Genomic DNA, 25805 nt, shown 5'->3' on the forward strand with positions numbered 1-25805 from the left:
TGATCTCCCTAGAGCGGGACGATCTCCTCTTCCAGGCAGCCGACAACCAGCCGTTCGCCGAACTCCACCAGATAGATCGGCATGTTGGCCTCGGTGTGCGTCCCGACCTGCACGATCTCGCCCGTATCGCCGATGCCGACCAGAAGACCTTCCGGCGGCGCATCGGGGAACGATCCATCGTTGCGCAGATCGATCAGCGCCTTCACGCGCTGCCCCCACTGATATTTCGGCTGGCGTGGTTCGATCATGACTTGGTTGCTCCCGGCAGCGGCAGTTCGTCATCGAGCTCCTCGCGTGGAACCGCGAGTTCGAGCTCCTTGCGCTTCATTCCGACGCGGTTGCCGCTTTCAAGGAACTCGACGCCGTAGATATAAAATTGCTGCAGGAATGTGCCGATGCTGACGACGTAGCCAATCTCACCCTTCTTCGCGAGGATCTCGCCAATTTCCTTGCCGGCGTAGGTACCGTCGTTGCGGATCGTGCGTTTCGCCTTCACCTTCTCGCCGAAGCCGAAGAAGGGCGGCGCGGACAACTCGACGACATCGCTGTCTCTGACGATATTGCTCATGCCGGTTTCTCCATCGGCAATCCCGATCGATTCTGCAGCCTGTTGCGGACCATCTCCTGCACCAGCGGATCCTCGTCGTCCGCCAGTCCCGACACTTCGCGCAATGGAATGCGGCTCGCGACCTCGTAGCGAACCCGCCAGTCGGGATCGTTGCGCATGACAGTCAAAAGATCGGACGACAGGCGCTCCGCCACCTCCAGCCTGACCCGTGGATCCGGATCACTCGCCGCACCGAGCAGCCAGTCGGAAGGAATACGCCGCGCCACGACGCGGCGCACCTCGGCTTCCGGATCCCCCATCATGCGTCCGAGCACGGACGGAACGATCCGGCGGGCGACGACGAGCCGGACGTAATAGTCCTCGTCCATCATCATCGGCATCAGATCTTCGGGGTCGATGACGGTGGCAATGCGGATTCGCACTTCACGATGCGGATCGTTGCGCAGCCGCAGGACCAGGCGCTTCGGCAGCCGTCGCGCCGCGTTCCAGCGGACCGTCTCCTCGGGGTCGTCGAGCAGCGGCGGCAGATGAAACAGGCTGGCATGCTTGGCCGCGATCGCGCGCACCTCGAAATGCGGGTGCTTGACGTAATCGTTGGCCAGTGCCGAATTCCAGTTGAAGAAGCGATCGATCCGGCGGGCGTAGCGGTCGTGGACACACGCATGCTTGAGCTTGCAGCCGCCGGAGGCGCGCATCGCGTCATGAGTGCAGCCGGCACAACTGATCTCGTTGCCCTGCCAGTCGATGGCTTCGTCGATGTCGTCAGTCATCGTCAAGCCCCACACGGTCGACGACGTCGAGCAACACGCGCGCACCGACCTTGTCGCTTGGATCAAGCTCGAGCAGCTTCTGCACGGCCAGCCGGCCTTCCACCAGATTGCCGAGCCGCATCTGCAGATAGGCATAGCCCTTCAGAGTGAAGAGAAAGAAGCGGGGCAGGATGTTCCCATAATCGCCGAAGTCCGCATGGGTGGCGCGAACGTCACGCCAATGCGGCGGGAGCCGGTTTTCCACAGCGGCCTTGGCGAGGCACTGCTTCGCGATCTGCAGTGCCTCGGCCAGCCGTCCCTTGTAGAAGTAGAACCGGTAAAAGCCGATCAGGACGGCGGCATGATCCGGCGCCAGCGACCTGGCCTGCTTCAGATGGTCCTCCGCCACATCGTCGAGATGGTAGCTCAGGCCCGCCTGCCACAGATGATACTCGGCCTCCTCCGGCAGGCCGCCACCGAGCAAGGCGTCGGCAAGCAACGCATCCTCGATGGCAGACTGCGAATTGGCCCGGGCATCCGTGGTCATTTGAGCCTTCCCCTGCTACTGCAGCGCCTTTTCGGCGTGGCTTGAACACGACACCTGCTTGGGATCGTGGAACACGAGGCCGGTCTGGGCCGCGGTATCCACGAAATCGATCGTTACGCCGTCTAGCAGCAGCCGGCTCTCCGCGGGCAGGAACAGGCGCACGCCGTCGCGTTCGACCACGGCATCGCCAGTGAGCGGCGTGCCGACCACACTGATGTCGGCCGCGAGCCCGGAGCAACCACCGGGCGACACCGCCAGCCTGAAGCCGCTTCCCGCCGCTCCGTCGATGCGCAGCATCATCCGCATGAATTTCTGCGCCGCGGGCGTGATCGTAAAGTTCATCGATCTCTCCCTCTTTAGGCCAGCGGCTGATAGCGCGGAAAGGACGTGTCGATCACACAGGTGTTGTCGACCGGGCAGACCGCGGCGCATTGCGGCTCATCGAAATGACCGATGCATTCGGTGCACTTCTTGGGGTCGATCACGAACGTGCCGTTCTTCTCCGAGATCGCCACGTTCGGACATTCGGGCTCGCAGGCCGAGCAGCTCGTGCACTGCGAGGCAATGATCTTCAAAGTCATCGATTGCTCCTGTCGAAAGGCTCGGCGGCGCCCCTGGCGCCGCCGAGATCCAGATTTACGCCGCCGAGATGAGTGCGCCCTGGCGGATTTCGGCGTCACCGCGCACGACGTGCGCCATCTCTCCACTATTGACCTTTTCGAGGTATCCCTTGAACCAGGCGATCGCGGACTTCTCGATGAACTCATGCGCATACTCGTCGACCGGCTCGATGCCTGCCGCGATCAGATCGCTCTTCGGGCAACCGCCGATCTTGGCCACGAATACCGCGTGACAGTCGTTGATGGCGCGGATCACGGTCTCGAGACTGTCCTCGTCGCCATAGCCGCCCTGGCAGTACAGATCGACGCGGCGATGACCGACGAACTTGGCGCCAGCGGTGGAGAGCTCGTAGACCTGGAACTCCTTGGCGTGACCGAAATGCTCGTTGATCAAGCCAGAGCCCTTGGTCGCGACCGCAACCAGCAGCTTGATGTCGCTGGACTGACCTGCGAGCGAGGCCAGCTCCTCCTGCTTTGCGACGACCTTGGCGACGCGCTCCTCCTCGACCGCAGCCTGGTAGGCTTTGCGCGAATCGATGTCGTAGTTCACCTCCATCGCCATGATCTTGTCGGTGGTGAACTCGGCCGAGCGGTCTTCGCCAAGCAGGCCGACGGCGTCGGCACGGCACTGGCGGCAGTGCCGCATCATGTTCATCTCGCCTTCGCACTCGTCCTGCAGCGCCTTCAACTCTTGCGCCGTCGGACCACGTTGGCCGGTGAGGCCGAATACGGTGCCATGCTCGGGCGAGGAGATCAGCGGCATGATGTTGTGCAGGAAGGCGCCGCGCGACTTCACCGCCTTGTTCACCTCGACCAGATGCTTGTCGTTGACCCCCGGGATCATCACCGAGTTGACCTTGCAGAGAATGCCGCGCTCGGTCAGCATCTCCAGCCCCTGCAGCTGGCGATCAGTGAGCAGCTTGGCCGCCTCGACGCCGGTGTAGCGCTTGTGCTTCCAGAACACCCAGGGATAGATCCTCGCGCCGATCTCGGGATCGACCATGTTGATGGTGATGGTGACGTGGTCGACGTTGAAGCCCGCGATGGTATCGACATGGTCGGGCAGCGCGAGGCCGTTGGTCGACAGACACAGCTTGATGTCGGGCGCAGTCTTCGCGATCAGCTCGAAGGTCTTGAAGGTCTTCTCGGGATTGGCGAGCGGATCGCCCGGGCCGGCGATGCCGAGCACCGTCATCTGCGGGATGGTCGAGGCGACGGCGAGCACCTTCTTGGCGGCCTGCTCAGGTGACAGCTTCTCGCTGACGACGCCCGGACGCGACTCATTGGCGCAGTCATATTTGCGGTTGCAGTAATTGCACTGGATGTTGCAGGCAGGCGCCACGGCCACATGCATACGGGCGTAGTGGTGGTGCGCTTCCTCGCTGTAGCAGGGATGGTTCTTGACCTTCTCCCAGATTTCCGGCGGCAGGTCGCCCTCTCCCGCCCCCGATCCGCAGCTCGCTTTGCCGCTACCGCCCGAGGTGCCGCAGCCCTTGTGTTCTGCGATGGTCTGCATGACGGCGCTAAGCTTCTCGCCGTCCGGTATCGTCGCCTGTTCGTGCTGAACTGATGCGTCCATGTCCGCTCCTTACGTTGCTGGCGAGCCGCAAACCGCCTTACGGGATGTTGAGCAACTCGCGTGCCACGCCGCGGACATCATCATTTTGTCGGACTATCAACGTGTTAGCAAAACCACGGCGCCTGTCGCCTTGCCAACATGCGAAGGCCTCGCGCTCGCGTCCATGTTAGAAACGTTACAGACTGCCCAGCGCGACCTTGGCCGACAGCAAAACAGCGCGGCTTGCGGCCGCGCTGTTCGAGGTTCCAATAACAGCAGCGCTCAGGCGCCGATGATGATCTCGGTGGCACGCGCCAGCGGAATGGCAATCGGTGTCAACCGCTCGGCGATGAAGAATTTCAGCTCGTTCTTCGAGAGCGTGTCCGGCTCGACCAGGACATAGTGCTCGGAGCCCGAGCGCTTGATGACTTGGCGGCCGTAGGTCCGCAGCAGCTGGTCGTTGAAGCGGCAGCCGATGAACAGAAAGCTGCGATCGGCCCGCCGATCCTTCACCGCGTCCGGAATCGGCGTCTGGATGTCGATGTCGGTCAGCACTTCGACATAATCGGCATCGGTGATCAGAAAGTTTTTCGCGGGCGTGATGCCGCCATGCGGCTTGTAAAGCAGCGTGGTCCAGCTCGGCGCCTTGTCGCGGTCCGCTTCGGTCCCCGATGCATCATAGAAACGATACCAGCGGTCCTCGCCGATGCCGGCCCGGGTGATGCCCTGCACCTCGCCCCAATTGGCGCGAGCAGCGAGCGCCTCGCGCATGGCACCGTCATACCAGCTGTCGACGATCATCGGCAGCGGCAGCGATGCCAGATGCTGATGCAACGGCGTCGGCGGCACCGGCGTCGCAAACGCCTCCGCCATCAGCGAGGTGACGGTCGAACGATGACGCGTGCTCTCGATATGCTGCGCGGAGGCCCAGGCATTGCCCTTGGCCCGCCGCGGCAGCGCGACCTTGGTGCCGAAGAAGGCGGCCAGCGCCTCCGGGCTCATCGGCACCGGGGCACCCGACTGCTCGGACACCGCCGGCCCCAGATACGGCACGACGTGGCCGACCCTGAGCCGCTGGACCACGTCCTTGAGCAGCGCTTCAGCGTCGGCCTGCTTGACGATGTCGATATGAGGAAGCGGCGCGTTCATCACTCGTCCCCCTCGTCACCGCGCTTGCGCGCATTGATCGTGATCGGAAGCCTCGTGTCCTTCGCCATCTCCGGCAGGTCGAGCACCCAGCCGTTGGCGATGCGGATCCAGCCGCCCCACAGGGTCTCGTGCTCGACCTCGACGATCGGCTCCTCCAGATCCTTTTTCGGCACGTAGATCGAGAGGCCCGTTTCCGGCGAGCGGCGGATCATGACTTTCATTGCGTGAACTCCGTGGGTCGTAATGCGTCCGCCGATTGCGAGGACCGATGCTGCTGCCAGGATGGCGAGGTCTCGCGCAGCCTGCCGATGATCTCGGGCAGGACGTGCAGGACACGCTCGACATCGTCGATCGTATTGTCGCGCGACAGCGAGAAGCGAACGGCGCCGCGCAACAGGTCGGGCGGCACGTTCATGGCGCGCAGCACATGCGACGGTTCCATCGAGCCGGATGCGCAGGCCGAGCCGAGCGAGGCCGCGATGCCAGCCTGGTTCAGGCGCATCACGATCGGCTCGCCCTCCAGATGCTGGAACGCGATGTTGGACGTGTTCGGCAGGCGATGATCGAGATCGCCGAGCACCGCGCAATGCCCGATCGTCTCGATGACCCCCTGCTCCAGATGGTCGCGCAGCGCGCGGACTCGGGTCTGCTCATCGGCAAGATGGGTGGCGGCGAGCTCGGCTGCCTTGCCGAGCCCGACGATCGCGGGAACGTTCTCGGTGCCGCCGCGCCGCCGGCGCTCTTGTGGGCCGCCTCGCACCAGTGGCGCGAACGGCGTTCCTTTCCTCACATACAGCGCACCGATGCCCTTGGGCCCGTGCAGCTTGTGTCCGGACAGCGACAGCATGTCGACCCCTGCAGCCTTCAGATCGATCGGCTGCTTGCCGACCGCCTGCACCGCATCGGTGTGGAACAGCGCGCCGCACGCGTGCGCCAGCTGCGCCAGCTCCGAAATCGGAAACAGCGTGCCGGTCTCGTTGTTGGCCCACATCACGGATGCGATCGCGGTGCGTGGGCTCAGCGCATGTTTGTAGGCTTCCAGATCGAGGCTGCCAGCAGTATCGACCCCGATCAGATGAACTGTGATGCCGCGACGATCTCGCAGATATTCGACCAGCGACAGGATTGCGGGATGTTCCACCGCGGTGGTGACGATCTCGTCACGCCCGCTCTGGGTCTCCAGCGCGGACAGGATCGCCGCATTATCGGATTCGGTACCTCCGGAGGTAAAGACGATCTCGTGATCGAAGGCGGCTCCGAGCAGGGCCTGGAGGTGCTTTCGCGCCTGCCGGAGCGCGCCCGCGACCTCGCTCCCGAAGGCATGCGAGGACGAGGCATTGCCGAACTGGTCCGAGAAAAACGGCAACATCGCCGCCACGACCGCAGGATCGGCGCGGGTCGTGGCATTGTTGTCGAGATAGACCGGACGCACGAGCGCTCCTTAATGCCGCGCCTTCGGTGCGCCGGCCACTGGAACCAGCCGGACGAATTCGCCGAGCTTCTCGATCATTCGCGCCTGGATCCCCTCCAGCGTCGCGCTGGCAAGCTTGCAGAAGATGCAGGCGCCGGCGAGCTTCACGAGGATCTTGTTGCCGTCGATCTCGACGAGCTCACAGTCGCCGCCGTCGCGCTTCAGATTCGGGCGGACCTCCTCGATGACCGCCCGGATGATACGCTCGCGCTCGCTCATCGCCGCCGGCGCTTCGGTAATGCCCTGGGATTCGACCAGCATGATTTACTTCTTTCGATGTCTGTCAGGATCAGGCGAAGGCCACTTCAAGCGAAAGACTTGCCGCAGCCGCAGCTCGATTTCGCGTTGGGATTTTCGAAGGTGAAGCCGGAGCCTTCCAGCGCCACGACGAAATCGATCGTGGTGCCTTCGAGATATTCGAGGCTCTTGTGATCGACGAGGACACGCACGCCTTCGCGCTCGATCACGGTGTCTTCCGGCTCGGTGCCGCTGACCAGGCCCATATTGTATTTCAGCCCGGCGCAGCCGCCCGCTTCCACCATGATCCGCAAGCCGTCGACCGGCTTGTCCGAGGTCGTGATCGCGTTACGCACCGCATTGATTGCGCTGTCGGTCAGATTGATCATCATCGCATAGCCCTTGTTGCTTTCGGCCGTTGGCTAAGCGGTTGGCAAGTCTCGTGCCACGCAGCAATTAATTGATCTACCTCAATTTTCCGGTTCGGCGCTGTGACGTTTCCGACGCGTGTCGGGTTTCCGACAGGACAGGTTCATGCCCGCCGGGCCCTGCTGTCGGCGGTCGTTCGGCACAAATCCGACAACGCCGCACGACGAGGGCCAAAACCATAGTCAAAACAGGGCTCAACCGGCTGCGGCAGACAATTTGCATCGCGCCCCTTCGACCGCGCCGTGCGGCGAGACGGCTCATGACACAGGGACATGCGAGGGATTGTTGATGACGACGATGGAGAAGACGGTCGCAATCGAAACCACGGCGCTGGCGCGCCTCGACCAGGAAGGTCGCTTGCTCAACGCGGTGCTGAAGGGGCCGACGACGAAGCCCGGGCGATTTGGCTTCCGCGGTGACATCGCGCTCAAATTCCAGGCTCAGGTCGCCGACGAGAAGCGGCCACCGGACTTCTCGGTCGAGCAGGTCCTGACGGTGGTCCAGGACGGCGAGAGCACCATTCCGGTGCTGGCCGGCTACATCCATTCCCTCGCCTATCTCGAAGCTGCGGCTGAGGTTTTGAACGACCTGCTGCGCCCCGACGGCAGCTACTTCATGTTCTGCAACAACATCGACCTCTTGGTGAAATACCGCATCAAGATAGGCGACATCACCTTCTATGTGCTGCCCTGTGACGAATCCACAGTGTGGAAGGAGATGCTCGATCTGCTCTCGATCGACAAGAACGACATCAAGAAGCTCGATACCGCGGGCAAGCTCGATTACGTTCTGGACGCGGCCAAAGGCTACAGCGAGCCGTTCGAACTCGTCGCCTATGCCGACGCCCTGGCCAAGATGGAGCCGGTCAAGAACCGCAACGAGAACCGCCCGGTGTAGGCCGGGCTGATCCGTTCAATTCTCCTCGTGCTCCTCGTCGGGGAGGACCTCGTCGTCCTCGACGAGCGTCACGCCGGTGACGCAGATATCGTCATCCAGCAAGGCCAGTGCCACCGGCGTCAGGCTCTCGCCCTTGCAAGGCCCGTCCACACAGGTGCCGGTGCCGATCTCGAACAGCGATCCATGCTTGCCGCACAAGATGCGCAGCCCGTTCGGATCGAGGAACTGATTGCGCTCCCAGTCGAGATTGACCTTGTCATGCGGGCATTGGTTGACGTAGCCGAACACCTGCTTGCCCCAGCGCACGACGACGATCGGCCACGGCCGCTTGGTGCCGTCCTCCTCGACGATCATCAAATTGAAACCCATGGCGCGGCGGCTCGGGATGTCATTAATGCTGCAGATCGCGTAAGCGACGTTGGTGGTCATGTCGGTCCTCGTCCTTCAATGGTATTCCCGAGATCGGCCGGCACGAACCATCGCACCGCCCCGATCGGCTCCACTCGCGATCGGCGCTGCAAGATTCGCGCAACTCCGCAGCCGAGCCACAGTCTGCCAGTGCGGCCATGACGAACTGGCACAAAACTTGAAAATTTCGATCCCAACACCTTTGTGTAAGGAGATCGACATGAACGTTGCGCTGGATTTCGTCGAAAGCTCGCTGGATGACATCAAGACCGCCCTGGATGGCGGGACACTGACGGTCTATTCGGTGGCGCGCCCCATCACGGCCGACAAGGCGGTCGATCGCAGCGGCGTACTCGCGACGTTCACCTTCGGCTCGCCGGCGTTCGGTCCGTCCAAGGATGGGCTGGAAGAACCTAATTTCGTTGCGGCCTCGGTGCCCGCCTCGACGGTCGGCACGCCCGGCTTCGCTCGCGCCCGCAAGGCGGACGGCAGCACCGTGGCGGATTTCTCCGCCGGCCCGGGCGAGCGCGAGATCAAATTTGCCGAAGTGTCGTGCTCTCCGGGCGCGCCGGTCAAGATTGCGAGCTTCAAGATCATCGCCGAGGGTGGCTGGCCGGAGCGGCCGGAATACTACGATGCACATCCGCGCCCCGGCTATGCGATGCCGAAAACGCTCTGAGCACGGTCCAAGACCTGTGCCGCCTGTCCCCTTTCATGTTCGCGACATCACGAGCCAACACCCATGAGCACGGAAGCCTGTGACGCCCTGGTCAGCACGGAATGGCTGGCGGCGCATCTGACGGATCCCGAGGTCAAGGTCCTCGATTGCACCTGGCATCATCCGAGCACCAATCTGGATGGCCGCACCCAATATCGCGGCCGGCATCTGCCGGGCTCCGTGCATTTCGACATCGATCAGGTCGCCGACAAATCGACCGCGTTGCCGCACATGCTACCGAGCGCAGAGGATTTTGCGCACAAGGTCGGGCTGCTCGGCATCGGCAATGCGGATCGCGTGATCGTCTATGATCGCCTTTATGGCGGCGCGGCCGCCGCGCGGGTATGGTGGATGTTCCGCGTATTCGGGCACGACAACGTTGCGATGCTCGACGGAGGCTTCGGAAAGTGGACCAAGGAAAAGCTGCCGGCGGAGATGACACCGGTGCGTCCCGCGCCGAACAGCTTCAAGGCAAGCTTCAATGGCAACCTGGTCGCCACCCTCGCCGACGTCACGGCCAACCTGCAGACCGGCGCAGCGCAACTGATCGACGCGCGAGGTCCCGGTAAGTTCGACGGCAGTCAGGCCGATGTGTTCGCCTTCCGGCGGCAGGGACATATTCCAGGGGCGACCAATGTGCCCTGGGCCGATCTGGTCGATGCGGATACCGGCGTGCTGCTCGGGCCGGACGCGCTTGCGGCGCGCTTTGCCGCGGCCGGCATCGATTTGAACAAGCCGATCCTGACGAGCTGCGCCTCCGGCATCACGTCGTGCATGGTCGCACTGGCGCTGTATCGGCTCTGGATTCCGAGCGCGGCCGTCTACGACGGTTCGTGGGCGGAATGGAGCCTGACCGACGACACGCCGGCGGCGGCGTGACAATCATACCAGACGGGAGCTGAAGCATGGCAAGGACTCTGGTCAAGACCACTGAAGACGGCCGCAAGCTCGAGGTGGTCGGGCTCGCGATCTGTCTCGATGGCGAGCTCGAAGCCTTCGAGCTGGTCGAAGTGAAGATGCATCCGAACCGGCGGAAGATCTGGCAGGCGGCGCCCGATGCTGCCTACATGGCCGGACGCGTCACCCTGACCAAGGAACAGGCCGAGATCGTCGAGAAGGCGTTCGCGGCCGCCCAGGCGGAGATCCTGGCTAATCCCACCGCCATCAACGAACGGTTCCGGATCGCGGCGATGTGGAAAGCCCGCGAACAGGGGATCGAGTGACGGGCCTTTACGCGCGTTGAATTCGTCATTGCGAGCGAAGCAATCCAGGCTGCTTCAGCGGACCGAGTCCTGAATTGCTTCGGCGCTTACGCGCCTCGCAATGACGGCATGGCGAACTCACGCCTTACGCGGCCAATGCCGTCTGCCCTCGCGGCGGATTCACTGAAAAATCCGGCCGCGATAGCGATAGGCACCGTCATCATCCATATCGAACAGCGCCCCGATGTCGGGATGCTGCACCGGCTCACCCGAGACATCCGCGACCAGGTTCTGCTCCGGCACGTAGGCGATATAGCTGCTGTCACCGCACTCGGCGAGCAGATAGTAGAACGGTTGCTCCCTGGTGAGACGCGCATCCATCGTGATGGCGCGCCATCCCTCGTCGTCGGAGAACGCCGGATCGATGTCGAACACCACTCCACGCAGGTCATAGACGCGGTGCCGGGTCACCTGTCCGATCGTGAACTTGGCTTCGATGGCGCTCATGCCGAACTCGCTGATCTCAAGGCGCAGGCGTATGGGTCTGGCAGTTGGTCGGACAGACACGGGCGCAGGCGCCGCAGCCGATGCAGGCACCAGTGTCATTCATGACCATGATCTTCTTCTCGACCTCGTCGTCTTCATCGTCGTCGAGTTCGACGAACTCGCCTTCATCGTTGATCCCTTTCAAGGTCATGACCTCGCGGCCACAGACCTTGTAACAGCGGCCGCAGCCGATACACTTTTGGGCATCGATCGCGACCAGATAATCTGGCCGCCAGTCGCGGCCGTCGCGAGTTGCATTCGACATGACGCTCTGTCCTTCTTGAACCACGTGGAGCGGATCAGGCAGCCTCGAGCTTCTTCAGCTCGGCACGCTTCTTCTCCAGTTCGGAAAACGCCTCGTGCGCCTTCTGCGCGGTCGGGAGAATCTGATCCCAGTTGATCGGGAGCTCCTCCGACAGATCATGAAGGTTCATCTTGGCCTGCATCGCACGTGCGGAAAGCTTCTTGATTTCTGCTTTCAGCGTTTCCAGGTCGCTCATCGCTTCTCCTCGCCGTTCTCAGTAGTTTGCGACGTCTTTGAACTTTTCGATCATCTCGACGCCGGACTTGACGAACTTGTCCCCCTCGTCGGCGAGCTTGCCGAGATTGTCGAAGCCGAAACGATGCACGTCACGGAGCTGCTTGTTGACGACGATCAGGCGGCCCCCGATCAGCACCATGCGACCAAAACCTTCATGGCTCATCTTGAGCATCGGCGAGATCATCACGCCCGTCGCCCTCTCGATCGAGAGTGCAACCGCGTTGTAGAACAGCTCCATCCGCCAGATCGTTTCGGGATCTGGATCTCCGATGATCGGCAGCGCCCGCCGCTTCTCCTTGTCCAGGATGTAGGGATCGAGCAGATCGACGTCGCTCTTACCCTCCCAGGCGCCGTGGGTGTCCTGCGCCCGCCAGATCTTGATCAGTTCCTTGACGAAAGGCCGCTCCAGATCAGGCACGGCTTCGATTACGACCGCTGTATCAGACATGATTGATCCTCATTCCTCGAAATCGAGTACGCGCTCCTGGCCCTTGGCCAGCGCCTTGCGCAGCCAAGGCGGCGGGTTGCCCTTCAATACATCCTGCAACTTGCCGAGCAGATCGGTGATCTCTTCGGGCTGATTGACTTTCATCGGATGGATGTTGTTGGCGACGACACGCGCAGCCCCCGAGCCGCCGATCGCGGCGACGTAGAGGATGGCGCAATCCTTGATCGCGTCGATCTTCGGCGCGAGCTTATCCTCGTTGCCATCCTCCTTCAGGTCGCCGTCGAACTCGACAGCTTCAACGAAGCGATGTCCTTCCGGGTTCACATCGTAGATCGCGATGTTCTTGGCCCAGCCGAAATGCGCGTCGACCCTCTTCAAGTCCTGGGTAGCGAATGCGACCTTCATGCAAGCGTCCTTTCTCTTGAAGTGGGCGATCAGTGCAGCGGCGCGACGACTGGGGAGTCCGGCTGCGCTCCAGCCGTCTCGTGCCAGGCATCCCGCCAGGTATCCGGGGTCGGCTGACGATTGTCCTCGCGATCGGCGATCACGAGGTTGGCCAAGGTGAAGATCAGGTCGCGGGTGCCGCGATAGCCGATCGACATCAAATGGCCGGCGCCGAGCCGATCGAACATCGGAAAGCCGACGCGATAGAATGGGATTTTCAGGCGCGCTGCCGCCTGGCGCCCATGCGAATGCGTCATCATCAGCTCGCACGCGCGGTCCTTGGCCTGGTTCTCGAGATCCTCAAGGTCGCCGATCAGGACCTCCTCGCACGGCATGCGCTCGAGTACCGGCGATTGGGTCGTCGTGATCGCCACCGCGATCTTGGCGCCCATCTCGTGCAGCATGCTGGAGACATCGAACAACAGATCCGGCTCGGCGCCGATCGCGAGCTTGCGGCCGCCGATGTGGAAATGCGCATCGAGCATCGCATCGGCCAGCTGGCCGCGCTGCCTTCGATATTTCGCCGGCACCGGGCGTCCCGAGATCTCGCTCAGGAACGTCATGAACTCGTCGTTCGGCAGCAACCCGCAGAGACGCTCGAACAGCCGGTACGGCACGCCGGTCTTGGCCTGCATGGCTTCGGCCGCCCGCTTCATCTGCGCGCCGATCGCGATCGTCCAGGCCGACCGGCCCATGGTCGCAATCTCGTCGATGCCGATACCGCCGATCGTGGTCGGCACGAAATCGTCCGGGATATGACCGTCAAGGGAGCCGCCGAGATCGGGGAGGAAGGACGGCTCCAGCCCGAAATCCTCGAAGATAGTCCGCAGCTCCTCGATGTCGCCGGGCGTCAGATGGCAGCCCGGCAGCACGTTGACGCGCGCCGGATCGCGGCGGGTCGAGGTCGGAGTCTCGACCAGCACCTCGATCATCTTGGCCACGGTCTTGTCCCAGCCGTCCTGGAACGCATCCTTGAAATCCGGAGTCGAGACATAGACCAGCGGATAGTCGGCCAGCTGCGGATGCTTCTCGCGGATCAGCTTGATGTAGCCGTCGACGTCATCGCCCTTGGTCTCGGTGACGCCGGTGGAGCAGATGCCGATAATCTCGGGCTTCTGCCGCTTATGGATGTTCAAGATCGCCTGCTCGACGTTCTCATAGCCGCCGAGCACGGTCGCAACCTCGCTCATCGCTGTGGTCTGCATCGGCACCGCTTCCTTGAAATGGCGCACGAACAGCGTCAGCCCGAACGAGGTGCAGCCCTGCGAGCCGTGCAACAACGGCATCGCGCCGCGCAGCCCGAGAAAGGCGAAGGCGCCGCCGATCGGCTGGCTCATCTTGAGCGGATTGACCGCGCAGGCCTTCTTTCCGATGGTGACCTTGGCCATGGCGAGCGCCCTACTCCGCTGCCTGCAGCAGGTTTGTGGGCGCGTTCATCGCGGCCAGAATATCCTCGACCCGGACCGCGCAGGCGCCGCAGCCCCCCGAAGCGTTGGTATGCTGCTTGACGCCGGCGACGTCGGTCAGGCCATGGGCCTTGATCGCATCCTCGATCGTGCCGAGATCGACCGTCTTGCAGAAGCAGATCTTTTTGGCCCGCCGTGCGGCTTCGGCCGCGACCGGGTCGGCCGCGAGTGCGGCTGCTTCGGCATTGGCCTGGGCGATTGCCCTGGCCTGCCAGTTGCTATCCGCTTTCTCCCAGGGCGCCGGCTTGCGCAGCTGCTCCCACATCGGGTTATAGATCGCCTTGTCGATTTCCTCGACCAGCTTCACCATGCCGATATAGCCCATATAGGCATGGGAACGCTCCTGGTTGATGTCGAGCCAGGGCATCGCCGCCTTCAGCGCCACGAATTGCGATTTGCCGCCGGACAGCATGATGTCGGCCTTGGCGTCCTTGAGCATCTTGTACATTTCGCGGGGCGCCATATCGTCGATCATATGCGCATCCTGGCCCATCAGCTCCTTGATGCGCTCCTTGTCCTCCTTGGTCGACTTTTTGACCGATGTGCCGACCAGCTCCATGCCGGCCTCCTGCAGAGCCGCCACCACCGACCATGACTTCACGCCGCCGGTGATCAGCAGCACCTTCTTGCCGGTGAGCCGCTTCTTGAAGGGCTCGATCGCAGCCCACGCCTTGGCCTCTTCGCGCGCGATCACGGCTTCGGTCCGATCGAGCAGATCGGACGGTGCGCCGCGCTCGACCAGGAGCCGCGCGATCTCGCGCAGCGAGTCCGAGGAATCCTGGATGCCGTAGAACGAGCCTTCGAAGAACGGAATGCCGTAGCGCTCCTCCATCTTGCGGGCGACGTTGATCATCGCCTTGGAGCAGACCATCATCGCCGCACGCGCACGATGCGAGGACGCCACCTCCTTGTAGCGGCCGTCGCCCGAGATGCAGGCCGAGATGCGGATGCCGAGTTCGTCGAACAGCGGCTTCACCTGCCAGAGTTCACCCGACAGGTTGTATTCGCCGATGATGTTGAGGTCGTAGGGCGTGGTGATTTCCGGCTCGACCGTGCCGATCACGTGCTCCAGCAGCGCTTCGCCGGCGAGCTTGTTGCCGAGGTTCTTCGGTCCGACGAAGCCGGGCGAATTGACGGGAATGCACGGCTTGCCGAACTTGGCCGACGCCGCCTTGCACACGGCGTTGATGTCGTCGCCGGTCATCGCCGGCACGCAGGTCTGATAGACGAAGACGGCCGGCGGATCGTATTTCTCGATAATCTCCTTGATCGCCTTGTAGAGGCGCTTCTCGCCGCCGAACACCACGTCCGTCTCATTGATGTCGGTGGTGAATCCGGTGCGCCAGATCGAGGAACCGGATGATGCCGCGCCACGGTTGTCCCAGGAATTGCCCTCGCAGGCGATCGGACCATGCACCAGATGGGCAACGTCGGTGAGCGGCTGGAGCGCGATCTTGGCGCCGTCGAAGGCGCAGCCACCGGCCGCGCCGCCCGGCTGCAGCTGCTTGGTGCAGCCCTTCTTGCGCTCGGCTTCGGACTTGTTGGCGTTCTTACCGCAACCAGGCTCGTTGAAGACGTTCTGGATGGTGGCCGAAAGCGAGCTCATTGGCTTCTCCTGTTGACGGACCGTAGCGCCTTCGAGCACGGCTCAGACAATCAGCTGTCTTCCCCAAGAGCCCTGCCCTGGTCAGAGCCGGAGCGCGGCGGCCATGCCACCGCGCTCCGTCGCGTCTTAGCGGATGATGTCGAAGCTGTAGTCCGACTTCGCCGGCACGTTGGTGTTGCGATCGATCTCGTCGAAGATCTTGTCGAGGATCGTAACCAGCACGTTGAGGCCGCCCTGATAGCCCCACACCGGATAGCGATGCTTATGGTGGCGATCGAAGATCGGGAAGCCGATGCGGATCAGCGGCGTTCCGGTATCGCGCTCCAGATACTTGCCGTAGGTGTTGCCGATCAGAAAATCGACCGGCTCGGTGAACAGCAGCGAGCGCATGTGCCAGAGATCCTTGCCGGGATACACGTGGCAGTTCTTGCCGAACGGCGAGCTGTCGAAGACCGCCTGCACCTTCTCGGCCCAGTCCCTGTTGCCATTTGTGGCAAGCACGTGGGTCGGCTCGGCACCGAGTTCGAGCAGGAACGAGGCCAGCCCGAGGCAGAGATCGGGATCGCCGTAGATCGCGAACTTCTTGCCGTGGATGTGCGCGCTGGAGTCAGCGATTGCATCGACCAGGCGGCCGCGTTCGAGCGCGAGCTCTTCCGGGATTTCCTTGCCGGTAATGCGCGACAGCGCCATCACGAACGCATCGGTGCCGGTGACGCCGACCGGGTGGTTGAACGCAACGACCTCCTGGCCGTGCGCCTTGATGAGCGGCAGGGTCTTCTCGGTGCAATATTCCTGCATCGAGATGGTCGCCTTGGCGTGGATCGCGTTGGCGGCGTCTTCCAGCGTCGTGCCGCCGGCATACATGCGGAACTCGCCGTCGGTCGGGGTGTCGAACACATTCTCGTTGTCGCCGAGGATCGTGTAGTCGATACCCATCACCTTGAAGATGCGCTTGATCTCCCGGAGGTTGCCGACGGTGTAGCCGTCGAAGCCGCCGATGAAGTTGATCTTCTCGTTCGGCTGGCGCTCGAGCTTCGGCGCGGTGCCAGCCTTGCCGTCCCAGAAATGCTCGATGATGCCCTTGAGCGCATTGTCGTAGCCGGTGACATGGCTGCCGACGAAGGCGGGCGTGTGCGCGAACGGCACGTCGTATTCGGCCGGCACCGAGCCCTTCTCCTTGGAAGTCTTGATGAACGCGTTCAGGTCGTCGCCGATCACTTCCGCCATGCAGGTGGTGGAAACCGCGATCATCTTCGGCTTGTACATGTTGTAGGTGTTGGCAAGACCGTCGATCATGTTGTTGAGGCCGCCGAACACCGCCGCGTCCTCGGTCATCGACGACGACACGCAGGAGCTCGGCTCCTTGAAGTGGCGCGACAGATGGCTGCGGTAATAGGCCACGCATCCCTGCGAGCCATGGACGAACGGCATCGTGCCTTCGAAACCGACGGCGACGAACACGGCGCCGAGCGGTTGGCAGGCCTTGGCCGGGTTGACGGTCAGCGCCTCACGGGCGAAATTCTTCTCGCGATATTCGGGCGTCTTGGCCCATTCGCGCACCCGCTCGACCTCCGCAGGATCGCGCGGATTTTCGAACATCTTCTTCTTGTTGGCCAGCATCTGCTGGTATTCGGGACCACGGAAAAGCTCGAAGTGATCGAGCACATGTTCGGCACTTTGTGTCATGGGACAACCCTCTCAATTTCCTGTGTCGATCGGGAGCACCGGCCCTCCGCCGATGGAGGGCCGGGCCGTGGAGCTAGTTGCGGTTACTCGGCTGCCTGCAGGAACGGCTTCGGCGCCTGCTTCCAGGGAGCCTTGGCCATCTTCCAGATCGGCGAGTTGATGGCCATGTCCATGTCGCGGGCGAAGATCGCGAACCCGTCATAGCCGTGATAGGGACCCGAGTAGTCCCAGGAGTGCATCTGGCGGAACGGTACGCCCATCTTCTGGAATACGTACTTTTCCTTGATGCCCGAACCGACCAGATCCGGTTGGATCTTCTCGACGAACTTCTCGAACTCATAGCCGGTGACGTCGTCATAGATCAGCGTGCCGTCCTTGACGTAGTGCTGGGCGGTGCGCTGATAGTCGTCATTGTGCGCGAACTCGTAGCCGGTTCCGACGACCTCCATGCCGAGGTCCTCATAGGCCCCAATCACGTGACGCGGACGCAGGCCGCCGACGAACAGCATGACGGTCTTGCCTTCCAGGCGCGGCCGGTACTTCGCGATCACGGCGTCCATCAGCGGCTGATACTTGGCGATGACGCGCTCTGCACCTTCCTTGATCTTGTCGTCGAAATAGCTGGCGATCTTGCGCAGCGACTCCGCGATCTTGCTCGGCCCGAAGAAGTTGTACTCGCACCACGGAATACCGTACTTCTCTTCCATATGGCGCGAGATGTAGTTCATCGAGCGGTAGCAGTGCAGCACGTTGAGCTTCGCCTTCGGCGTCGCTTCCAGCTCGGCGAGCGAACCGTCGCCAGACCACTGGGCGATCACGCGCAGGCCCATCTCCTCGAGCAGGATGCGCGACGACCAGGCATCGCCGCCGATGTTGTAGTCGCCGATAATCGCGACGTCATAGGGCGACGGCTCGAAGCGCGCCGGGGCATCCGGGGCGATCTTGTCGAACACCCAGTCCCGGATCGCGTCGTTGGCGATATGGTGACCGAGCGACTGCGACACGCCGCGGAAGCCTTCGCAGCGGACCGGCACGATGGTCTTGCCGTCATACTCTTTCGACTTGCTCTTGGAGACCGCCTCGATGTCGTCGCCGATCAGGCCGATCGGACACTCAGACTGCACGGTGATGCCGTTGTTGAGCGGGAACAGCTCCTGGATCTCGTCCATGATCTTGGCAAGCTTCTTGTCGCCGCCGAAGACGATGTCCTTTTCCTGGAAATCGGAGGTGAACTGCATCGTCACGAAGGTGTCAATACCGGTCGTGCCAATATAGTAGTTGCGGCGGGCCGCCCAGGAGTACTGGCCGCAGCCGACCGGACCGTGGCTGATGTGGATCATGTCCTTGATCGGACCCCACACCACCCCCTTCGAACCGGCGTAAGCGCAGCCGCGGATGGTCATGACGCCGGGGATCGACTTGATGTTCGACTTGACGCCGCAGTCGGACTTGCCGGACTCATGCACGTTCAGGTGCTTGGCACGACGCTTGGCGGTCTTTTCCGGATAGACCTTCAAGACCTCTGCGATCAATTCCTTGTTGCGTGCCTTGATCTCGGCAACGCTTTGTTTCTCGATGACGCTCATCTGGCTTTCCTCGATGATACGATTTGCGGACATCCACCCGGCCCTCTCGCGAAGGGCCGGGCGGCCTGTTTGGATTTAAGCCGTTGCGGCGAGGTCGGCGGCAGTCTTTCCGATCTGAGACTCGTCGACCGCTTTCATGATGCCGTGCTCCATCAGCATGTCTTCGAGCTCGTCCATCGTGATCGGGGTCGGGATGATGCCCTTGCCGGCATTGTTGTGAATCCGGGTCGCGAGTTCCCGGTAGTGGCCGGCCTGAACCGAATCCGGCGCATATTCCAGCACGGTCATGCGGCGCAGCTCGGCGTGCTGCACGATGTTGTCGCGCGGCACGAAGTAGATCAGCTTGGTGCCGAGCTTCTTGGCCAGGGCTTCCGCCAGCTCCAGCTCCTTGTCGGTCTGGCGCTCGTTGCAGACCAGGCCGCCGAGGCGCACGCCGCCCGAATTGGCGTACTTCAGAATCCCCTTGGAGATGTTGTTGGCGGCATACATCGCCATCATCTCGCCGGACATCACGATGTAGATTTCCTGCGCCTTGTTCTCGCGGATCGGCATCGCAAAGCCGCCGCAGACCACGTCGCCGAGCACGTCGTAGGACACGTAGTCGATGTCCTCATAGGCGCCGTTCTCTTCCAGGAAGTTGATCGAGGTGATCACGCCGCGGCCGGCGCAGCCGACCCCCGGCTCCGGACCGCCGGACTCGACGCAGCGGATGTTCTGATAGCCGACCTTCATCACCTCTTCGATCTCGAGGTCCTCGACGCTGCCCGCCGCAGCCGCCAGGCTCAGGATCGTGTCCTGCGCCTTGGCGTGCAGGATCAGGCGGGTCGAATCCGCCTTCGGGTCGCAGCCGACGATCAGGATCCGGTGGCCCATCTGGGCCAGCGCCGCCAGCGTGTTTTGCGACGTCGTCGACTTGCCGATGCCGCCCTTGCCGTAAAATGCGATTTGTCGCAGTGACATTCTGCTCTCCATCAACCGATTGCCAATGTCCCGCATGCGCCTGGCATGACGAGACCGCGTCCTCTCTCTTCGAACCGGCAGACGGGTTATTGGGAAGGAGAGCATCGCTCGTCCGAAGCGTCGGCGTGCACTCAGCCCTCAACCTTTGCCTGGCAACCCGTTTTGCAACCGACGTGCCAGAGCGACTAAATCGTTAAAACACCCGCAGTTATAAGGAGATGCGAAATTACTTCGGGTGCGAAACAGGTTGTTGCAAACCCGACATCGAAGGCCCTCACCCGACGCGCCGGAAGCGCGCTGTCCGAAACGACACAACAGCGTCTGGCGGTGCGTTTGAGCCGTTTCGGCACCAGCCCGTCGAGAGCGGCCGCGCATCCAACCCGGTCTCGGCTCCGCACACGGTATGGAGTTTGCTTGCCTCGGCATGAAGCGATGACGAGGAGATTGCGATGCTCAAGATGGCCCAGACTGCCGCCGCCAGCCTGCCCGATATCGAGGACATCATCGAAAACTTCTCGCTGCTGGACGATTGGGACGATCGCTACCGCTACGTGATCGAGCTCGGCCGCGGGCTCATTCCGCTATCCGATGCCGAGCGCAGCGATGCCAACAAGGTGCAAGGCTGCACCAGCCAGGTGTGGCTTGCGACCGCCGTGCAGCGCAGCCCGGACGGACCGGTGCTCGATTTCGTCGGCGACAGCGATGCCCATATCGTCCGCGGGCTGGTCGCGATCCTGCTCGCGATGGTCTCGGGGCGCTCGGCGTCGGAGATCCTGAGCGCCGATCCGGTCGCGCTGTTCGAGAAGCTCGGCCTGCGCGAGCATCTGACCCCGCAGCGTTCCAACGGCTTCCGCTCGATGGTCTCCCGCATCAAGACCGACGCACAGGCGGCGCTGGCGGGGGCTTAGATCATACGAGGGTTCCGTCATTGCGAGGCGCTCTTGCGCCGAAGCAATCCAGGCATTTCCGGGTGGATAGACCGGATTGCTTCGCTTCGCTCGCAATGAGCCGCGGCGACTATCTCAGCTTGTCAAACGATACGTGCGCCGATCGCGCAAGTCGAAAGCGGCAGCCTTCATCATTCAGGAAAAGAATTCCTGCGCCTTCTTCAGCGCGCGCACCAGCGCGTCGACCTCATCGCGGGTGTTGTACATCGCAAACGACGCCCGGCACGTCGCGGTCACGCCGAACCGTTCCAGGAGCGGCATGGCGCAATGGGTGCCGGCGCGGACGGCCACACCCGAGCGATCGATCACGGTCGCAAAATCATGCGCATGCGCGCCCTGCATCTCGAATGAGACGATGGCGCCCTTGTCGGCTGCATTTCCGATGATGCGCAGCGAATTGATCTCGCGCAGCTGCTCGGTCGCGTAAGTGACGAGATCGCGCTCATGCGCTGCTATCCGCTGCTTGCCGATCGAGGCGACGTAGTCGATGGCAGCGCCGAGGCCTGCGGCCTCGACGATCGGCGGCGTGCCGGCCTCGAATCGATGCGGTGGGTCGCCATAGGTCACCCAGTCCCGGCTGACCTCACGGATCATCTCGCCACCGCCGTTGAACGGCGGCATTGCCGCCAAAAGCTCGCGTTTGCCGTAGAGCGCGCCGATTCCGGTCGGCCCGTAGATCTTGTGGCCGGTGATGCAGTAGAAATCCGCATCAAGATCGCGGACGTCGACCTCGAGATGCACGGCGCCCTGCGAGCCGTCGACCAGCACCGGGATGCCGCGCGCATGCGCGATCTGGATCACCTGCTTGACCGGCACCACCGTCCCCAGCACGTTCGACATCTGGGTGATCGCCACCATCTTGGTGCGCGGGGTCAACAGCTTCTCGAACTCATCGATCAGGAAGTTGCCGTCATCGTCGACGGGCGCCCATTTCAGCACCGCGCCCTGCCGTTCCCGCAGGAAATGCCAAGGGATGATGTTGGCATGGTGCTCCATGATCGAGAGCACGATCTCGTCGCCCGGGCCGATCCGCTCGCGTCCGAACGTCTGCGCGACCAGGTTCACCGCTTCGGTCGCCCCCCGGGTGAAGATGATCTCCTCGGGACTTGCGGCATTCAGAAACGCGGCGACCTTGGCACGCGCGCCTTCATAAGCCTCGGTCGCGGCGTTGGCGAGGTAATGCAGCCCGCGATGCACGTTGGCGTATTCTGACGTGTAGACCTGGTTCATCCGCTCAAGCACCGCCTTCGGCTTCTGCGCCGAAGCGGCATTGTCGAGATAGACGAGCGGCTTGCCGTGCACCTGCAGGCCTAAAATCGGAAAATCCTCGCGGATGCGGCTGATGTCGTAGCTGTCTCCGTTCACCGCCGCATGCATCGCCTACTCCCGTCGCCCAAGCCAGCCCAACATCACGTCGGTCAGGGCGTTCCGCACCTGCTCGTCGGCCGCCCCCTCGATGATTTCGCCGACGAAGGCCTGGATCAGCAGCGCCTCCGCCTCCTTCTCGGGGATGCCGCGCGCCATCAGATAGAAGCGCAGCTCCTCGTCGATGGCACCGGTCGTGGTGCCGTGGCCGCACTGCACGTCATCGGCGAAGATCTCGAGCTCCGGCTTGCTGTCGGCCTCGGCCTCATCGGACAGCAGCAACGCGCGCGACATCATCTTGGCATCGGTCTTCTGCGCACCCGGGCTGACCGTGATCTTGCCTTGGAACACGGCCCGCGCACGGTCGCCGACGACCGCCTTGAAAGTCTCACGGCTCTGGCACTCCGCCGCGGCATGGTCGATCGCCAAGGTCGTATCGGCGTGCTGCGTGCCTTTGAGCAGGCTCGCGCCCTTGATGTCGACGATCGTGCCCTCGCCCGCCAGCCGCAGGAACAGCTGATTGCGGACAACCGCGCCACCGAGCACGAAGCCGAGCTGGTTGAAGCATGCCCGCGCCCCGACATTCGCCAGCAGCGAAGCGACATGCAACGCGCCATCCCCCTCGCGCGTCACCTTGATATGGTCGACACGTGCCTCATCGCCGACGACGAGTTGCATCGCGGTGTTGACCTGGTAGTCCGAGCCATCCGGCCCCTGATGTGTCTCGACGATGGTCGCGCTGGCCCCGCTGCCGACATTGACCAGCGAGCGGGTAAACATCGAGGTCGCCACCCAATTGGTCGTCACGAACGCCACATGGATCGGCCGCGCCAGCGCAGCTCCGGGAGCAACACAGATCACGACGCCGTTGCCGGCCAGCGCCGCGTTCAACGCCAGCGCCGGATCGTCCTCGGGAACGACGGCGCCGAGCCGCTGCGACAGCAGCGGCTGGTCGGATGCCAAGGCATCCGCCATCGCGTGAATGGTGAGACCGGTTTCGAGATCGGCAAGATCGGATAGTTCCGGAACGAATGCGCCATCGACGATCATCAGGCGGCGGAAGCCCACACCGGCGAACAGGTCCTGCACCTCGCGAGCCTTGGCCTTGGCCGCGTCATCCGGGAGCGAGGCGAGCCGCTTGGCTTCCTTCATCTGCCCGCGCAGATCGGTATATTTCCAGGCCTCGATTCGCCGATGCGGCAGGCCGACGGCATTGAAGCGGTCGAAGGCGGCGGAGCGGACCGCGGTGATCTCCTCGCCACCCGGCAAAAACTTGCGCGCGGTCTGGTAGAGGTCGGCCAGTCCCAACTCGGCCTTGGTCTTGCGGATGGCAATGCCCATGGTCGTTATGCCGCTTCGCTCTGATATTGCGCATAGCCGGTCGCCTCGAGCTCCCGGGCCAGTTCCTTGTCACCGGTGCGGACGATGCGACCGGCTGCGAAAACGTGCACGATATCGGGCACGATGTAGTCGAGCAGCCGCTGATAATGGGTGATCACGATCATGCCGCGCTCGGCCGAGCGCAGCGCATTGACGCCGTTCGCCACCACCTTCAGCGCGTCGATGTCGAGGCCGGAATCGGTCTCGTCGAGCACGCAGAGCTGCGGCTGCAGCAGTGCCATCTGCAGCGTCTCGTTGCGCTTCTTCTCACCGCCGGAGAAGCCGACATTGAGCGGCCGCTTCAGCATATCGGCATCGATGTTGAGCGTCTTGGCGACCTCGCGCACCCGCTTGAGCAGATCGGGCGACGATAGCTCCTCCTCGCCGCGCGCCTTGCGCTGGGCATTGAAGGCCGCGCGCAGGAAGGTCAGCGTCGCCACACCGGGAATTTCCAGCGGATATTGGAATGCGAGGAAGACGCCCTTGGCGGCCCGCTCATCCGGCGCCATCGCCAGCAGGTCCTCGCCGTTGAGATATACCTCGCCCGCGGTCACCTCGTAGCCGGGCTTGCCGGCGAGCACATAAGAGAGCGTCGACTTGCCAGCGCCGTTCGGCCCCATGATGGCGTGGATCTCGCCCTTGTTCACGGTGAGATCCAGCCCCTGGATGATCTTCCGCCCACCGGCGATCTCGGCGTGGAGTCCCTTGATTTCGAGCAGGGCCGTCATCGAACACTCCTTCTTTTCACCTTGCCGCGTGGCGGCCTATCCGACCGAGCCTTCGAGCGAGATCGAGATCAGCTTCTGCGCTTCGACCGCGAACTCCATCGGGAGCTGCTGCAGCACGTCCTTGACGAAGCCGTTGACGACCAGCCCGACCGCCTCTTCCTGGCTCAAGCCGCGCTGGACGCAGTAGAACAGCACGTCCTCGGAGATCTTCGAGGTCGTCGCCTCGTGCTCGAACACGGCAGAGGAGTTCTTGGCTTCGATATAGGGAACGGTGTGCGCGCCGCATTTGTCGCCGATCAGCAGCGAATCGCAGGCGGTGAAGTTGCGCGCGCCGCTAGCCTTGCGATGGGCCGTCACCAGGCCGCGATAGGTGTTCTGCGACTTGCCCGCCGCGATGCCCTTGGAGATGATCCGGCTCGACGTGTTCTTGCCGAGATGGATCATCTTGGTGCCGCTATCGACCTGCTGGAAGCCGTTGGAAATCGCGATCGAGTAGAACTCGCCGCGCGAATTGTCGCCGCGCAAAATGCAGCTCGGATATTTCCAGGTGATCGCCGATCCGGTCTCGACCTGCGTCCAGGAAATCTTGGAATTCGGGCCACGGCAATCGCCGCGCTTGGTGACGAAATTATAGATGCCGCCGACGCCTTCGGCATTGCCCGGATACCAGTTCTGCACCGTCGAATATTTGATCTCGGCGTCGTCGAGCGCGACCAGCTCGACCACCGCCGCATGCAGCTGGTTCTCGTCGCGCTGCGGCGCAGTGCAGCCTTCGAGATAACTCACATACGCGCCCTTGTCGGCGATGATCAGCGTACGCTCGAACTGCCCGGTGTTGCGTTCGTTGATGCGGAAATAGGTCGAAAGCTCCATCGGGCAACGCACGCCCTCGGGCACGTAGACGAACGAGCCATCCGAAAACACCGCCGAATTGAGCGTGGCAAAATAATTGTCCGAGGTCGGCACCACGCTGCCGAGATACTTCTGCACCAGCTCGGGGTATTCGCGGATCGCTTCCGAGATCGGCATGAAGATCACGCCCGCCTTCTTCAGCTCTTCCTTGAAGGTCGTGGCCACGGAAACCGAATCGAAAACGGCATCGACCGCGATCTTGCTGCGCGGCGCCGCCGGCTCACTCTCACCATCGCCGGCGGCCGACGGCTGCACACCTTCGAGAATCTCGACCTCGCGCAAGGGAATGCCGAGCTTCTCATAGGTCTTCAGGATCTCCGGATCGATCTCGTCGAGGGAGGCGACCTGCTTCTTCGGCTTCGGCGCGGCGTAGTAATAGAGATCCTGATAGTCGATCTTGGGATAGCCGACGCGCGCCCAGGTCGGCTCCTCCATGGTCAGCCAGCGCCGATAGGCGTCCAGCCGCCATTGCAGCATCCACGCCGGCTCATTCTTCTTGCCCGAAATGAAGCGGATGGTGTCTTCCGAAAGCCCCTTGGGGGCCTTCTCCGACTCGATGACGGTCTCAAATCCGTACCGATACTGATCGACATCGATGTCCTTGACCCGATCGATCGTCTCCTGAACGGCTGCCATG

General features: G+C 62.8%; 32 protein-coding genes. 5 read left to right on the forward strand and 27 right to left on the reverse strand.

Features of this window, described 5'->3' with window-relative positions; genetic code table 11:
- Positions 1–8: 8 nt before the first annotated feature.
- The 12 genes from QX071_RS21370 to QX071_RS21425 form a co-directional block, all read right to left on the reverse strand.
- Positions 9–248, reverse strand: a complete 240-nt coding sequence (locus QX071_RS21370) for a nitrogen fixation protein NifZ (protein WP_315704653.1) — start codon at positions 246–248, stop codon at positions 9–11.
- A complete protein-coding gene (locus tag QX071_RS21375; protein WP_315704654.1) occupies positions 245–568 on the reverse strand; it encodes a nitrogen fixation protein NifZ in 324 nt (107 codons plus the stop codon). Before QX071_RS21375 ends, QX071_RS21370 begins: the two co-directional genes overlap by 4 nt.
- Positions 565–1338, reverse strand: coding sequence for a 4Fe4S-binding leucine-rich repeat protein (locus tag QX071_RS21380; RefSeq protein ID WP_315704655.1), 774 nt, complete (start codon positions 1336–1338; stop codon positions 565–567). Before QX071_RS21380 ends, QX071_RS21375 begins: the two co-directional genes overlap by 4 nt.
- On the reverse strand, positions 1331–1864 hold the full coding sequence (locus QX071_RS21385) for a hypothetical protein (protein WP_315704656.1): 534 nt from the start codon (positions 1862–1864) through the stop codon (positions 1331–1333). The genes QX071_RS21380 and QX071_RS21385 overlap by 8 nt, the downstream gene beginning before the upstream one ends.
- A 15-nt stretch (positions 1865–1879) precedes the next feature.
- Positions 1880–2206, reverse strand: coding sequence for an iron-sulfur cluster assembly accessory protein (locus QX071_RS21390; RefSeq protein ID WP_315704657.1), 327 nt, complete (start codon positions 2204–2206; stop codon positions 1880–1882).
- 14 nt (positions 2207–2220) lie between these two features.
- The gene (locus QX071_RS21395) at positions 2221–2445 is read right to left on the reverse strand and encodes a 4Fe-4S binding protein (protein WP_315704658.1); all 225 of its coding nucleotides are present in this window, start codon (positions 2443–2445) and stop codon (positions 2221–2223) included.
- Between the two features lie 55 nt (positions 2446–2500).
- A complete protein-coding gene (gene nifB / locus QX071_RS21400) occupies positions 2501–4063 on the reverse strand; it encodes a nitrogenase cofactor biosynthesis protein NifB (protein WP_315704659.1) in 1563 nt (520 codons plus the stop codon).
- Between the two features lie 261 nt (positions 4064–4324).
- The gene (locus QX071_RS21405) at positions 4325–5191 is read right to left on the reverse strand and encodes an SIR2 family protein (RefSeq protein WP_315704660.1); all 867 of its coding nucleotides are present in this window, start codon (positions 5189–5191) and stop codon (positions 4325–4327) included.
- A complete protein-coding gene (gene nifT / locus QX071_RS21410) occupies positions 5191–5412 on the reverse strand; it encodes a putative nitrogen fixation protein NifT (RefSeq protein WP_315704661.1) in 222 nt (73 codons plus the stop codon). The genes QX071_RS21405 and nifT overlap by 1 nt, the downstream gene beginning before the upstream one ends.
- Positions 5409–6623, reverse strand: a complete 1215-nt coding sequence (nifS, locus tag QX071_RS21415) for a cysteine desulfurase NifS (RefSeq protein WP_315704662.1) — start codon at positions 6621–6623, stop codon at positions 5409–5411. The genes nifT and nifS overlap by 4 nt, the downstream gene beginning before the upstream one ends.
- Before the next feature lie 9 nt (positions 6624–6632).
- Entirely contained in the window at positions 6633–6923 is a 291-nt protein-coding gene (locus tag QX071_RS21420; RefSeq protein WP_315704663.1) for a NifU family protein, read from the reverse strand.
- Between the two features lie 44 nt (positions 6924–6967).
- The gene (locus QX071_RS21425; protein ID WP_315704962.1) at positions 6968–7288 is read right to left on the reverse strand and encodes an iron-sulfur cluster assembly accessory protein; all 321 of its coding nucleotides are present in this window, start codon (positions 7286–7288) and stop codon (positions 6968–6970) included.
- Between the two features lie 328 nt (positions 7289–7616).
- On the opposite strand from QX071_RS21425, the gene QX071_RS21430 reads away from it, so the two are divergent.
- The gene (locus QX071_RS21430) at positions 7617–8225 is read left to right on the forward strand and encodes a hypothetical protein (RefSeq protein WP_315704664.1); all 609 of its coding nucleotides are present in this window, start codon (positions 7617–7619) and stop codon (positions 8223–8225) included.
- 15 nt (positions 8226–8240) lie between these two features.
- On the opposite strand, the gene QX071_RS21435 is transcribed toward QX071_RS21430, so the two are convergent.
- Positions 8241–8654, reverse strand: a complete 414-nt coding sequence (locus QX071_RS21435) for a Rieske (2Fe-2S) protein (RefSeq protein ID WP_315704665.1) — start codon at positions 8652–8654, stop codon at positions 8241–8243.
- Positions 8655–8853: 199 nt separating this feature from the next.
- Here QX071_RS21435 and QX071_RS21440 point away from each other — a divergent pair, with 199 nt between their 5' ends.
- The 3 genes from QX071_RS21440 (at position 8854) to QX071_RS21450 (ending at position 10574) form a co-directional block, all read left to right on the forward strand.
- Complete coding sequence (locus QX071_RS21440; RefSeq protein ID WP_315704666.1) at positions 8854–9312, forward strand: hypothetical protein; 459 nt, start codon at positions 8854–8856, stop codon at positions 9310–9312.
- 63 nt (positions 9313–9375) lie between these two features.
- On the forward strand, positions 9376–10230 hold the full coding sequence (locus QX071_RS21445; RefSeq protein ID WP_315704667.1) for a sulfurtransferase: 855 nt from the start codon (positions 9376–9378) through the stop codon (positions 10228–10230).
- Between the two features lie 26 nt (positions 10231–10256).
- Positions 10257–10574 (forward strand): hypothetical protein, encoded by a 318-nt coding sequence (locus QX071_RS21450; RefSeq protein ID WP_315704668.1) that lies wholly within the window; start codon positions 10257–10259, stop codon positions 10572–10574.
- A 159-nt stretch (positions 10575–10733) separates the two neighbouring features.
- On the opposite strand, the gene hspQ is transcribed toward QX071_RS21450, so the two are convergent.
- The 10 genes from hspQ to nifH form a co-directional block, all read right to left on the reverse strand.
- Positions 10734–11060 (reverse strand): heat shock protein HspQ, encoded by a 327-nt coding sequence (gene hspQ / locus QX071_RS21455; protein ID WP_315704669.1) that lies wholly within the window; start codon positions 11058–11060, stop codon positions 10734–10736.
- A 16-nt stretch (positions 11061–11076) separates the two neighbouring features.
- Complete coding sequence (fdxB, locus tag QX071_RS21460; RefSeq protein ID WP_315704670.1) at positions 11077–11364, reverse strand: ferredoxin III, nif-specific; 288 nt, start codon at positions 11362–11364, stop codon at positions 11077–11079.
- A gap of 34 nt (positions 11365–11398) precedes the next feature.
- Positions 11399–11599 carry a CCE_0567 family metalloprotein gene (locus tag QX071_RS21465; protein WP_315704671.1) on the reverse strand — a complete coding sequence of 67 codons (201 nt, stop codon included), beginning with the start codon at positions 11597–11599 and terminating at the stop codon, positions 11399–11401.
- An 18-nt stretch (positions 11600–11617) separates the two neighbouring features.
- On the reverse strand, positions 11618–12088 hold the full coding sequence (locus tag QX071_RS21470; RefSeq protein WP_315704672.1) for a NifX-associated nitrogen fixation protein: 471 nt from the start codon (positions 12086–12088) through the stop codon (positions 11618–11620).
- Positions 12089–12097: 9 nt separating this feature from the next.
- Positions 12098–12493 carry a nitrogen fixation protein NifX gene (gene nifX / locus QX071_RS21475; protein ID WP_315704673.1) on the reverse strand — a complete coding sequence of 132 codons (396 nt, stop codon included), beginning with the start codon at positions 12491–12493 and terminating at the stop codon, positions 12098–12100.
- 29 nt (positions 12494–12522) lie between these two features.
- Positions 12523–13920 carry a nitrogenase iron-molybdenum cofactor biosynthesis protein NifN gene (nifN, locus tag QX071_RS21480; protein ID WP_315704674.1) on the reverse strand — a complete coding sequence of 466 codons (1398 nt, stop codon included), beginning with the start codon at positions 13918–13920 and terminating at the stop codon, positions 12523–12525.
- 10 nt (positions 13921–13930) lie between these two features.
- Entirely contained in the window at positions 13931–15604 is a 1674-nt protein-coding gene (gene nifE / locus QX071_RS21485; RefSeq protein ID WP_315704675.1) for a nitrogenase iron-molybdenum cofactor biosynthesis protein NifE, read from the reverse strand.
- A 126-nt stretch (positions 15605–15730) separates the two neighbouring features.
- Positions 15731–17290 carry a nitrogenase molybdenum-iron protein subunit beta gene (gene nifK, locus QX071_RS21490; RefSeq protein ID WP_315704676.1) on the reverse strand — a complete coding sequence of 520 codons (1560 nt, stop codon included), beginning with the start codon at positions 17288–17290 and terminating at the stop codon, positions 15731–15733.
- An 83-nt stretch (positions 17291–17373) separates the two neighbouring features.
- Complete coding sequence (nifD, locus tag QX071_RS21495) at positions 17374–18876, reverse strand: nitrogenase molybdenum-iron protein alpha chain (RefSeq protein ID WP_315704963.1); 1503 nt, start codon at positions 18874–18876, stop codon at positions 17374–17376.
- 75 nt (positions 18877–18951) lie between these two features.
- Positions 18952–19848, reverse strand: a complete 897-nt coding sequence (gene nifH, locus QX071_RS21500; protein ID WP_315704635.1) for a nitrogenase iron protein — start codon at positions 19846–19848, stop codon at positions 18952–18954.
- Between the two features lie 437 nt (positions 19849–20285).
- On the opposite strand from nifH, the gene QX071_RS21505 reads away from it, so the two are divergent.
- Entirely contained in the window at positions 20286–20744 is a 459-nt protein-coding gene (locus tag QX071_RS21505; RefSeq protein WP_315704677.1) for a SufE family protein, read from the forward strand.
- A 174-nt stretch (positions 20745–20918) separates the two neighbouring features.
- Here QX071_RS21505 and QX071_RS21510 read toward each other — a convergent pair whose 3' ends face one another.
- The 4 genes from QX071_RS21510 to sufB are packed head-to-tail and all read right to left on the reverse strand — an operon-like array spanning position 20919 to position 25804.
- A complete protein-coding gene (locus QX071_RS21510) occupies positions 20919–22160 on the reverse strand; it encodes a cysteine desulfurase (RefSeq protein ID WP_315704678.1) in 1242 nt (413 codons plus the stop codon).
- A gap of 3 nt (positions 22161–22163) precedes the next feature.
- A complete protein-coding gene (gene sufD / locus QX071_RS21515; protein WP_315704679.1) occupies positions 22164–23489 on the reverse strand; it encodes a Fe-S cluster assembly protein SufD in 1326 nt (441 codons plus the stop codon).
- Between the two features lie 5 nt (positions 23490–23494).
- Positions 23495–24256 (reverse strand): Fe-S cluster assembly ATPase SufC, encoded by a 762-nt coding sequence (gene sufC / locus QX071_RS21520; RefSeq protein ID WP_315704680.1) that lies wholly within the window; start codon positions 24254–24256, stop codon positions 23495–23497.
- 36 nt (positions 24257–24292) lie between these two features.
- Complete coding sequence (gene sufB / locus QX071_RS21525; protein WP_315704681.1) at positions 24293–25804, reverse strand: Fe-S cluster assembly protein SufB; 1512 nt, start codon at positions 25802–25804, stop codon at positions 24293–24295.
- Position 25805: the final 1 nt, after the last annotated feature.

Source organism: Bradyrhizobium sp. SZCCHNS1022, assembly GCF_032484835.1.
Taxonomy (GTDB): Bacteria; Pseudomonadota; Alphaproteobacteria; order Rhizobiales; family Xanthobacteraceae; genus Bradyrhizobium.

What these genes read in the sequence shown, in the direction of transcription:
- QX071_RS21370 (WP_315704653.1), bottom strand. Translation starts at nt 248, where the DNA reads ATGATCGAACCACGCCAGCCGAAATATCAGTGGGGGCAGCGCGTGAAG.
- QX071_RS21375 (WP_315704654.1), bottom strand. Translation starts at nt 568, where the DNA reads ATGAGCAATATCGTCAGAGACAGCGATGTCGTCGAGTTGTCCGCGCCG.
- QX071_RS21380 (WP_315704655.1), bottom strand. Translation starts at nt 1,338, where the DNA reads ATGACTGACGACATCGACGAAGCCATCGACTGGCAGGGCAACGAGATC.
- QX071_RS21385 (WP_315704656.1), bottom strand. Translation starts at nt 1,864, where the DNA reads ATGACCACGGATGCCCGGGCCAATTCGCAGTCTGCCATCGAGGATGCG.
- QX071_RS21390 (WP_315704657.1), bottom strand. Translation starts at nt 2,206, where the DNA reads ATGAACTTTACGATCACGCCCGCGGCGCAGAAATTCATGCGGATGATG.
- QX071_RS21395 (WP_315704658.1), bottom strand. Translation starts at nt 2,445, where the DNA reads ATGACTTTGAAGATCATTGCCTCGCAGTGCACGAGCTGCTCGGCCTGC.
- nifB (WP_315704659.1), bottom strand. Translation starts at nt 4,063, where the DNA reads ATGGACGCATCAGTTCAGCACGAACAGGCGACGATACCGGACGGCGAG.
- QX071_RS21405 (WP_315704660.1), bottom strand. Translation starts at nt 5,191, where the DNA reads ATGAACGCGCCGCTTCCTCATATCGACATCGTCAAGCAGGCCGACGCT.
- nifT (WP_315704661.1), bottom strand. Translation starts at nt 5,412, where the DNA reads ATGAAAGTCATGATCCGCCGCTCGCCGGAAACGGGCCTCTCGATCTAC.
- QX071_RS21420 (WP_315704663.1), bottom strand. Translation starts at nt 6,923, where the DNA reads ATGCTGGTCGAATCCCAGGGCATTACCGAAGCGCCGGCGGCGATGAGC.
- QX071_RS21425 (WP_315704962.1), bottom strand. Translation starts at nt 7,288, where the DNA reads ATGATCAATCTGACCGACAGCGCAATCAATGCGGTGCGTAACGCGATC.
- QX071_RS21430 (WP_315704664.1), top strand. Translation starts at nt 7,617, where the DNA reads ATGACGACGATGGAGAAGACGGTCGCAATCGAAACCACGGCGCTGGCG.
- QX071_RS21435 (WP_315704665.1), bottom strand. Translation starts at nt 8,654, where the DNA reads ATGACCACCAACGTCGCTTACGCGATCTGCAGCATTAATGACATCCCG.
- QX071_RS21440 (WP_315704666.1), top strand. Translation starts at nt 8,854, where the DNA reads ATGAACGTTGCGCTGGATTTCGTCGAAAGCTCGCTGGATGACATCAAG.
- QX071_RS21445 (WP_315704667.1), top strand. Translation starts at nt 9,376, where the DNA reads ATGAGCACGGAAGCCTGTGACGCCCTGGTCAGCACGGAATGGCTGGCG.
- QX071_RS21450 (WP_315704668.1), top strand. Translation starts at nt 10,257, where the DNA reads ATGGCAAGGACTCTGGTCAAGACCACTGAAGACGGCCGCAAGCTCGAG.
- hspQ (WP_315704669.1), bottom strand. Translation starts at nt 11,060, where the DNA reads ATGAGCGCCATCGAAGCCAAGTTCACGATCGGACAGGTGACCCGGCAC.
- fdxB (WP_315704670.1), bottom strand. Translation starts at nt 11,364, where the DNA reads ATGTCGAATGCAACTCGCGACGGCCGCGACTGGCGGCCAGATTATCTG.
- QX071_RS21465 (WP_315704671.1), bottom strand. Translation starts at nt 11,599, where the DNA reads ATGAGCGACCTGGAAACGCTGAAAGCAGAAATCAAGAAGCTTTCCGCA.
- QX071_RS21470 (WP_315704672.1), bottom strand. Translation starts at nt 12,088, where the DNA reads ATGTCTGATACAGCGGTCGTAATCGAAGCCGTGCCTGATCTGGAGCGG.
- nifX (WP_315704673.1), bottom strand. Translation starts at nt 12,493, where the DNA reads ATGAAGGTCGCATTCGCTACCCAGGACTTGAAGAGGGTCGACGCGCAT.
- nifN (WP_315704674.1), bottom strand. Translation starts at nt 13,920, where the DNA reads ATGGCCAAGGTCACCATCGGAAAGAAGGCCTGCGCGGTCAATCCGCTC.
- nifE (WP_315704675.1), bottom strand. Translation starts at nt 15,604, where the DNA reads ATGAGCTCGCTTTCGGCCACCATCCAGAACGTCTTCAACGAGCCTGGT.
- nifK (WP_315704676.1), bottom strand. Translation starts at nt 17,290, where the DNA reads ATGACACAAAGTGCCGAACATGTGCTCGATCACTTCGAGCTTTTCCGT.
- nifD (WP_315704963.1), bottom strand. Translation starts at nt 18,876, where the DNA reads ATGAGCGTCATCGAGAAACAAAGCGTTGCCGAGATCAAGGCACGCAAC.
- nifH (WP_315704635.1), bottom strand. Translation starts at nt 19,848, where the DNA reads ATGGAGAGCAGAATGTCACTGCGACAAATCGCATTTTACGGCAAGGGC.
- QX071_RS21505 (WP_315704677.1), top strand. Translation starts at nt 20,286, where the DNA reads ATGCTCAAGATGGCCCAGACTGCCGCCGCCAGCCTGCCCGATATCGAG.
- QX071_RS21510 (WP_315704678.1), bottom strand. Translation starts at nt 22,160, where the DNA reads ATGCATGCGGCGGTGAACGGAGACAGCTACGACATCAGCCGCATCCGC.
- sufD (WP_315704679.1), bottom strand. Translation starts at nt 23,489, where the DNA reads ATGGGCATTGCCATCCGCAAGACCAAGGCCGAGTTGGGACTGGCCGAC.
- sufC (WP_315704680.1), bottom strand. Translation starts at nt 24,256, where the DNA reads ATGACGGCCCTGCTCGAAATCAAGGGACTCCACGCCGAGATCGCCGGT.
- sufB (WP_315704681.1), bottom strand. Translation starts at nt 25,804, where the DNA reads ATGGCAGCCGTTCAGGAGACGATCGATCGGGTCAAGGACATCGATGTC.